General features: G+C 62.2%; 11 protein-coding genes. 10 read left to right on the top strand and 1 reads right to left on the bottom strand.

The genetic code is table 11. From position 1 onward, the window contains the following. The first annotated feature begins 52 nt into the window (after positions 1 to 52). On the top strand, positions 53 to 334 hold the full coding sequence (locus tag ET21_RS27190; RefSeq protein ID WP_162180712.1) for a TetR/AcrR family transcriptional regulator C-terminal domain-containing protein: 282 nt from the start codon (positions 53 to 55) through the stop codon (positions 332 to 334). Between the two features lie 237 nt (positions 335 to 571). On the opposite strand, the gene ET21_RS0117840 is transcribed toward ET21_RS27190, so the two are convergent. Next, positions 572 to 1,459, bottom strand: coding sequence for an SDR family oxidoreductase (locus ET21_RS0117840; protein ID WP_030092863.1), 888 nt, complete (start codon positions 1,457 to 1,459; stop codon positions 572 to 574). A gap of 86 nt (positions 1,460 to 1,545) precedes the next feature. Between ET21_RS0117840 and ET21_RS0117835 the strand changes: the two genes are divergently transcribed. From ET21_RS0117835 to ET21_RS0117795, 9 genes are all read left to right on the top strand, one after another. Next, positions 1,546 to 1,986 (top strand): helix-turn-helix domain-containing protein, encoded by a 441-nt coding sequence (locus tag ET21_RS0117835; protein ID WP_234893064.1) that lies wholly within the window; start codon positions 1,546 to 1,548, stop codon positions 1,984 to 1,986. A 161-nt stretch (positions 1,987 to 2,147) separates the two neighbouring features. Continuing rightward, positions 2,148 to 2,612, top strand: a complete 465-nt coding sequence (locus ET21_RS0117830) for a helix-turn-helix domain-containing protein (protein ID WP_030092865.1) — start codon at positions 2,148 to 2,150, stop codon at positions 2,610 to 2,612. Then, on the top strand, positions 2,609 to 3,178 hold the full coding sequence (locus ET21_RS0117825; protein ID WP_030092866.1) for a PIN domain-containing protein: 570 nt from the start codon (positions 2,609 to 2,611) through the stop codon (positions 3,176 to 3,178). The genes ET21_RS0117830 and ET21_RS0117825 overlap by 4 nt, the downstream gene beginning before the upstream one ends. Before the next feature lie 139 nt (positions 3,179 to 3,317). Then, on the top strand, positions 3,318 to 3,518 hold the full coding sequence (locus ET21_RS27185; RefSeq protein WP_231746350.1) for a BrnT family toxin: 201 nt from the start codon (positions 3,318 to 3,320) through the stop codon (positions 3,516 to 3,518). 59 nt (positions 3,519 to 3,577) lie between these two features. Then, entirely contained in the window at positions 3,578 to 3,808 is a 231-nt protein-coding gene (locus ET21_RS0117815; RefSeq protein ID WP_030092868.1) for a BrnA antitoxin family protein, read from the top strand. Positions 3,809 to 3,839: 31 nt separating this feature from the next. Further along, positions 3,840 to 4,172, top strand: a complete 333-nt coding sequence (locus ET21_RS0117810; RefSeq protein WP_030092869.1) for a hypothetical protein — start codon at positions 3,840 to 3,842, stop codon at positions 4,170 to 4,172. Further along, positions 4,169 to 4,534 carry a hypothetical protein gene (locus ET21_RS0117805; RefSeq protein ID WP_030092870.1) on the top strand — a complete coding sequence of 122 codons (366 nt, stop codon included), beginning with the start codon at positions 4,169 to 4,171 and terminating at the stop codon, positions 4,532 to 4,534. The genes ET21_RS0117810 and ET21_RS0117805 overlap by 4 nt, the downstream gene beginning before the upstream one ends. A 33-nt stretch (positions 4,535 to 4,567) precedes the next feature. After that, the gene (locus ET21_RS0117800) at positions 4,568 to 4,939 is read left to right on the top strand and encodes a hypothetical protein (RefSeq protein ID WP_030092871.1); all 372 of its coding nucleotides are present in this window, start codon (positions 4,568 to 4,570) and stop codon (positions 4,937 to 4,939) included. Then, positions 4,936 to 5,604 (top strand): tyrosine-type recombinase/integrase (locus ET21_RS0117795; RefSeq protein ID WP_030540718.1); only part of this gene is annotated, 669 nt, incomplete at its 3' end. The genes ET21_RS0117800 and ET21_RS0117795, both read left to right, overlap by 4 nt.

The raw sequence follows: 5,604 nt of genomic DNA, 5'->3' as shown, positions 1-5,604 counted from the left end.
CCAGCGAAGGAGTAAACTCGGCCAGCGTCTCGGACGGCAGTCATGAGAGCGTATATCTGGGTCCGTTCTATGTACCGACCCCAAACTAGGGGCAAGCCTCTATGCGCGCGGGCCAATGCGAGCATGGGAAGAAGTGGCGGCCTATGTGCAACAGTTGCAGGATAGAGGGATATTGGCCGCCACCGATCCCATGTTGATCGCGATCCACCTCAAGGGCCTGCTTGAAGCGGGATATGTAGAACCTCTGCTTTGGGGAGCCAAAACCAAGGGAAAAATGGCTGCATCCGTCGCGGACGCCGTGGACGTCTTCCTTAGGGCTTATTCCGTCCAGTGAGAGAATGAACAACAATCGCTAAGGATCGCGCCATGCTTGGTGAATGCGCAACGGCCTGAGACGATCGCGGCGTTGAAGTGCAGCGCCATCCGCCCTCTAGATCTGGCCGCACCGTCCGACTTCGCGGCATGGATCGAGAGGGCGGATGGTGTTGAACAGGTGCATGAGCGAGATCGATGGGGCGGCCGAAGAACTGACTGCTGATCTCGCCCCTGCCGGTGCATCGCGAAGCGGTTGCTATGCGATAAGCGCGGCCTTGCTGCTCTCCAGAAAAGCCCGAAGTGGGAGGGGCTGTTGTCCGGAAAGCGTTGCCACGTCATCGGTAACGAGGGAGTTGCTGCCGGTGCGTGCGTTGGCGTCGAAGGACACCAGAAGCCGCGCGAAGCCCTCCGGGACGCCGGCCGCCTTGATGCCCTCCAGTAACTGCTCGTCGGTGAGGTTGACGACCGGAATCTGCTTGCCTGCGACCTCGCCCGCCAATGCGGCGACATCGGTGGTCGTCAGCGCCTCGGGGCCGGTCAACTGATAGGTGATGCTCTCCGTAGAACCGGACGCCAGCGAGGCGGCAATAGCGCGAGCGACGTCCTCTCGCGCAATATGAGAGGTCCGGCCTTCCCCTGCCGATGTGTAGAGCGTCCCCATCTTGATCGCCTGCGGCAAAGTCATCAGGAGATTCTCCTGATACCAGCCATTACGGAAAATCGTGTAGGGACGACCCGTTTCCTTGATCGCTTGCTCGGTGCCATAATGATCGGGCGCGAAGAGCACCGGATTACCCGGTTCGGGCGCCAGCATCGAGGTGTAGGCAATATGCGCACCTGCTGTGGCTGCGGCCGAAACGGCTGCAAGATGCTGACGCAACCTCTTGCCCGGCTCGCCGACAGCATCCGTGGAGATGATGAGAATGCGATCGGCACCGTCGAAGGCTTGGCCCAGCGACGCTGCGTCGTCGAAGTCTCCGATCCTCGCCTGGACACCCCTTGCGCTGAGGTCAGACAACTTGCCTGGATCACGGCTCAGCAGGATCAGGCTCTCAGGCGCCACACCTTGGGTCTCCAGGAGATGGTGAACCACGCGCTGGCCGAGCTGGCCGGTTGCGCCGGTGACGAGGATCGTTTCACTCATGAAGGGATATTCCTGCTGCTAGATTAGGTCTCTTATTGAGACTATGATGTTAAACTGAGTTCAACTCCTGTAAAGAAGGCAGTTTTATGGAAGCTGGTTACGCGAAGGGAACCACCGGCATCGCGGTGTTCAATGTTGACGGGGGCATGAAGCTCGACGAGATACGTCGCGCGCATGGCGGCAACCTGGATAATTGCCCGGTACGGGACGTCCTGGCCAATCTGAGCGGCAAATGGTCTTCGCTCCTGCTGATCGTGCTTGCGGAACGCCCGCGCCGTTTCAGCGAGATCCGCCGACTTGTGTTCGACATTTCGCAACGCATGCTGACGCAGACCCTGCGTGAATTGCAGAGGGATGGCTACGTTCACAGGCTGGTCGTCCCCAGCACGCCGCCCAAGGTGGAATATAGCCTGACCCCTTTGGGCCACTCGATGTTCCAACCCTTGCTGGCCCTTATCGAATGGGCTGACCAGAACCACATGGCTGTGCGTGAGGCTCGAGACCGGTTCGACGCGATAGCTGAATAGCCGGAATGCGACATGCGGGATTCACGCCTCGTTCTATGTATGATAATGTCCTTTATCATACATAGAACAGGCCGTGAATCTTGGCGGCTAGATATTGTCACTTATGTCATTTATTGCGTTTGCGGCGTTTATGCCCTACTTCAAGGGAGAAGGAGTCCACCATGAACATGCTCGCCCATCGCCAGATGCCGCCGACACCGCAGGATGCCGCCATAGCGCGCCTGTCGGGCCAAGTGCTTGCCGGCTATGCCCGCCAGAAACGCCCGCTGACCTTGCGCGTGCGCGACGCCGAACAGGAGAAGCCCATAGAGCTGCCCGCCGGCGCGGTGTCGCTGCTCATGGATATTCTCGACGCGATGGCCGCCGGTCGCGGTGTGACGATCATTCCCGAGGATGCGGAGCTGACCACCGTGCAGGCGGCCGACATGCTCAATGTCTCGCGCACTTTCCTCATCAACCTGCTCGATACCGGCGTGATCCCGCATCGCAAGGTCGGCACGCACCGCCGTATCCGCATGGAAGATTTGATGGCCTATAAGGCCCGTGACGACCGCGACCGGGAAACCGTGCTGGATGAACTGGCCCGAGAGGCCCAGGAACAGGACATGGGCTATCGTCACGCATGAGCCATTATACGGCGCTGCTGGACGCTAACGTCCTCTATCCCGCCCCCATGCGCGATCTGCTGATGCAGATTGCCGTTACCGATCTGTTCAAGGCCAAATGGAGCGCGGACATTCATCGCGAGTGGATCGAGGCGCTGGTACGCAACGAACCGCACCGCGACCGAGCCGCGCTGGAACGCACGCGCGACCGCATGGACAGGGCGATGCGCGACGCCCTTGTGACGGGCTATGACACGCTGATTCCATCTCTTGATTTGCCCGATCGCGGCGACCGGCATGTGCTGGCCGCCGCGATCGTCGGGCGCTGCGACGTGATCGTGACGCAGAACCTCAAGCATTTTCCCGCTTCGTCCCTCGCGTCCTATGGCATCGAGGCGCAGCATCCCGACGAATTTCTGACCAGCCATTTACACCTCGCACCCGGCGTCTTTTGCAGCGCCGTTGCAAAGGTGCGCGCCCGTCTTACCGCGCCGCCCTATACGGTCGAGGAATATCTCGCGATCCTGACCCGGCAAAGCCTGGTCGGCACCGTCGCCGAGTTGGCGCCATTTTCAAACCTTCTCTGAAAGGCCCGGAGCTGCCGGCAACCACCCATCTTGGCCATTTATCATGGCATCATGTGGCCAAATAGCGTGGCACTCAACATAATTTTTGTGCACCCGAAAATCATTGCTTCCTCGATTTAATGGGTGTACGCTATTTGCTATGGAAATCGAGTTCGACCCGGCCAAGGATGAAGCCAATATCGCCAAGCACGGCGTATCCTTGCGAGCTGCGGAAGATTTCGATTGGGATACGGCGTTTGAGCGCGAAGATGATCGCTTCGATTATGGAGAGGTTCGTTTCGTCGGCATGGGCCTGATCGGTGATCGCCTGCATGTGCTTTTTCACCGAAGGCTCTCATGACGATGCGGTGCGCGCCATCAGCCTACGCCCAGCAGAGAAGCACGAAGTGAGGTTCTATCATGGCCAAGTTTGATCCGAAGGTTCACGATGACAATCCGCCGATGGATGCGGCGTTCATGGCCGGGATGAAGCCTTCCCGGCGCGGGCGGCCGAAGTCGGAAGCGCCGAAGGTGGAGGTGAAAATCCGACTGGATGCAAAGACGGTGGAGCATCTGCGCGGCAGCGGCCCCGGATGGCAGACCCGTGTCAATGCCCTGCTGGGTCAACTCGTTGCAACGGGGCAGCTTTGATTCGTCTGACTGATCTTGAGGCGGCTTCATAATGCGCGCGGTTCACGACAGCATTGAGGGTCCGTTCGCGATTGGCGAGGACATGGCGCTCTATGGCACCATCACCGGCAACGCGACCCTGCAGGGCGGCGTGCGGTTCATCCTGCACGGCACGATCATGGGCGACTTGACGATCGAGCCGAAGGCACGCGCCATCCTCCACGGCACCATAGCGGGGCGCATCTACAACAAGGGCGGGCGGGTCGAGATATTCGGCATGGCCGGCGCGGTCGAAAATCTCAGCCGCCATGCCGAGACGATCATTGATCCTGGCGCGCATGTCCGGGGTGGACGACCGCGCCGCGAGGGGAGCGCGCGCGCATGAGCGGGATCGCCCACACGGCACCCCCGCAGCGCCGGCCTGTCATTCGCGCCGTCAGCTTCGATGAAGTCGGCGCGGCAATCGGCCGTTTGCTGCCCGTCGCTCTGCCCGCCACGCGCGCGGCCGAGACCGGCGCATCGCGCAAGGTGGCCGATTTCCTCCTGGCCTGGTGGAACGGCGACGAGTGCGGCCATTTCCCGATCCTGCACCTGTGCAACCTCGATGCCGTCATTGCCGAGGATATGCTGACGATCATGGCCTGGCTGGCGCAGGAGCCGACGACCTACGCCGACGCATGGGGCTACCGCGACGCGATGGGCGGCCTTTGGGTGCGCTATCGCGGCGACCCAGGCGAGGCCGTTTAAACGATCCCGAGATCCACCGCCGAAGGAAGCGATATGGACGACGACGAGGCTTTCGCTGACAACTACGCCGAGCGCGACCAGGCCAAGGCGCTGCGCGAGCAGGCCCGTGCGGGCGGGCTACGCTTCGAGGCGTATCTGACCGGCGATCAGGCCGATTGGCTGTTGGAGCGGGTCGAGCGCGGCATGTTCGTTGATCCATCCGAGGCGGTGTTCGCGATCGTCCAGAACTTTCGTGAATTGGAGCCGTACCGCGACCTACGCGACGAGTTGCTAGGCCGGGTGCTGGACGCATCGGCGGCCGAACTGGAATCGGTCCGCCCCGCCGACGAGGTGTTTGACGAGCTGCGCCGGGAGCTGGCGCAGCCGTGTCCCGAACCGGCGCGCTGGGAGAAGATTGCACGATGAACCAGCTCGCCCTCCTGCCCTCGCCCACGCTGGCGCTGCCGGCACTGATTGCGGCGGCCGACGACGCAACGCGGCTGCGCTTCCTTGAGTTCTTTGCCGTCACCATCCGCAACCCGCACACACGCCGCGCCTATGCGCGCGCGGCGGGCGACTTCCTGGCCTGGTGTGAGGCGCGCGGCGTCGCCTCCCTTGCCGGCGTGCAGCCGCTCCACGTCGCGGCCTGGATCGAGGCGCTGGGGCGCGAGCTGGCCGCGCCCAGCGTCAAGCAGCAACTCGCCGGCGTGAAGCATCTGTTCGATTGGCTGGTGACGGGCCATGTCGTGCCAGTGAACCCCGCCGCGTCGGTGCGTGGGCCGGCGCATAGCCAGCGGCGCGGCAAGACGCCGGTGCTGGCCCCCGACGAGGCGCGGGCGTTGCTCGACAGGATCGACGTGACCACCCATGCCGGCCTGCGCGATCGGGCGCTGATCGGGTTGATGGTCTATTCGTTCGCGCGGGTCGGCGCGGCGCTGGCGATGCGGGTGGAGGACGTGTTCGTGCAGAACCGCCGCCTATGGGTCCGGCTGCACGAAAAGGGCGGCAAGCGCCATGAGATGCCCTGCCACCACAATCTTGAGGGCTCTGTTGCAAAAATCGTGAAGCTTGAGCATGCTTGGCGGAGATTG

The sequence above is a fragment of the Sphingobium sp. DC-2 genome, from assembly GCF_000722555.1.
Lineage (GTDB): Bacteria > Pseudomonadota > Alphaproteobacteria > Sphingomonadales > Sphingomonadaceae > Sphingobium > Sphingobium quisquiliarum.
This window is presented reverse-complemented; position numbering and strand designations above follow the sequence as displayed.